Source organism: Kocuria sp. (genome assembly GCF_030536815.1).
GTDB lineage: Bacteria > Actinomycetota > Actinomycetes > Actinomycetales > Micrococcaceae > Kocuria > Kocuria gwangalliensis.
The window spans coordinates 1-2,040 of record NZ_JAUNPE010000285.1 but is presented as its reverse complement, the minus strand read 5'-3'; the positions used below and the strand labels follow the sequence as shown (position 1 = coordinate 2,040).

Sequence of the window (2,040 nt, the reverse complement as noted above, 5' to 3'; positions counted from 1 at the left end):
TCCTCAGCCGCCAATATTTACGATGGTAAACTCCGACCACTCGCAGTTCGGAATTCCTGCCGACGGACATCAGCCCGTGAAAAACCATGCTGATCACAGCGACAGGGGCTGTTTCCCAGGGAGAAACCATGAAAACCGGCGCCGCACGAACATTCCTGACGCTCTCGCTGTCCACTCTGCTGGTGGCGACGGCCGCACCCGCGGTGGCGGCCCCGCCGGAAGGGCCGGCCGCTGAACAGCAGGCGCAAGTGCAGCCGCCGACCGTGGGAGGCATTGGTTCTTTGGGGAGGGGAACCGGCACCCAGGGCACGGTGCTACCGGAAACGGACCGGATCGTCGTGAAGTTCAAGGACGAAATTCCGGAGGCCCAGAAGGAAAATGTGCTGACGGAGGTTGAAGAGACCACTCCGATCGAAGATCCCGAAATCGTCAAGACCACCGGTAACGCAGAAGATGTCGTGGAATCCGACACGATGCTCGACAAGGCCGAACAGCAAGCCGTGGTCGAGACCATTGAGGAAGATCCAGCCGTGGAATCGGCCGAACCGGACCAGATCGTGGTCAACGCACTTGCGGGCTTTGCGGGAACCACCCCGAATGACCGCTACTGGGGTTATCAGTGGGGCCCCAGAAACATCGGTGTCCCCGGCGCATGGTGGCACGGAACCGGTGACGGAGTAGTGATCGGCATCGCGGACACGGGCCAGACCAACCACCCCGACCTCAACGGGAAGACGGTTCGGGGGTACGACTTCCTGTCCGACCTGTACCACTCGCGAGACGGCAACGGTCGGGACGGCAACCCCCAGGACATGGGCGATTGGAGTCCAGGGCGGGCCAGTTGGTGGCATGGATCGCATGTTGCGGGTATTGCAGCGGCGCAGACGAACAACCGCGTGGGTATTGCGGGTGTGGCACCGAGCGCCCGAATTCAACATGCGCGCGTGCTCGGGGCTGACGGCAGGGGTTACGTTTCCGATATCGCGGACGGTGTGATGTGGACGGCAGGTATTGCCATTCCCGGGGTCCCCAAGAACACCACCCCGGCCAAGGTCGTCAACTTGTCGGAGGCCTGGGACGCGGCAACCTGCGCACCGGTCATGCAGAACGCCATCAACCGTATGCATCGCATCAATGTGCCGCTCGTGGTGGCGGCGGGTAACGCTGCCAAGAGCGCAAATCTCGCGTCCCCGGCCAATTGCCCCGGCGCGATCGTGGTGGGCGCCACGACGTCGCGCAATACAATCACCGGGTATTCGAACTGGGGACCCCTGGTTGATGTCGTGGCGCCCGGTGGTGACAACAACGCGCCGATTTGGTCCACGGTCAACACCGGGAAGTTCGCGCTGGGATCACCCACCTACGGAGACCTCAGTGGCACGTCCATGGCGGCACCGCATGTTGCGGGCGTCGTGGCCATGATGAAGGAACGCAATCCCAACCTGGGTGTGGAAGCCATCAGGAACACCCTGCGAAACACGGGCACCAACGTGAGCGGGTATCGGAAGGTCGACGCCGCTCGGGCCGCGCGCGCGGTCAAGCCCACGGTCCGCGGCGCCATTGCGCAGTACTACAACGCACGGGGAGGCACCGCGGTCTTCGGCGCCCCGACCACGGGTGAACTGAGTACCGGAGTGGGCGGGGTCTCGCAATCGTTCCTGCGTAACGGCAGGACCACCAAGATCTTCTGGTCATCCCGAACCGGCGCGCAGGAACTGAAGATGTGGACGGGAATCGGTGGCCGGTACACCTCCCTGGGCGGGCCCCGCGGCGTGGGAATTCCGTTCAACAGGGAGCGCCCCACCGCCACGGGTGGTGCGTACCAGGGGTTCGTGCATCCCCAGACGGGTCGGACGGTCAAGATTCTCTGGAGTTCCAGGTCCGGTGCTCACCCGATCGAGGAAAAAACCGCCATCGGCCAGAAATGGGCACGTAGCGGGTACGAGTCCGCGGTGGGTTACCCCACGATCGCGGAGACGCGGACTTCTACCGGTGCCTATCAGCGCTTCATCAACGTCAAGACCGGGGTGCGAACCCAGT

General features: G+C 63.5%; 1 protein-coding gene. It reads left to right on the top strand.

The window, feature by feature from the left end; translation table 11 throughout:
- Window positions 1-128: 128 nt before the first annotated feature.
- Window positions 129-2,040 (top strand): S8 family serine peptidase (locus Q4E95_RS13200; RefSeq protein ID WP_303383737.1); only part of this gene is annotated, 1,912 nt, incomplete at its 3' end.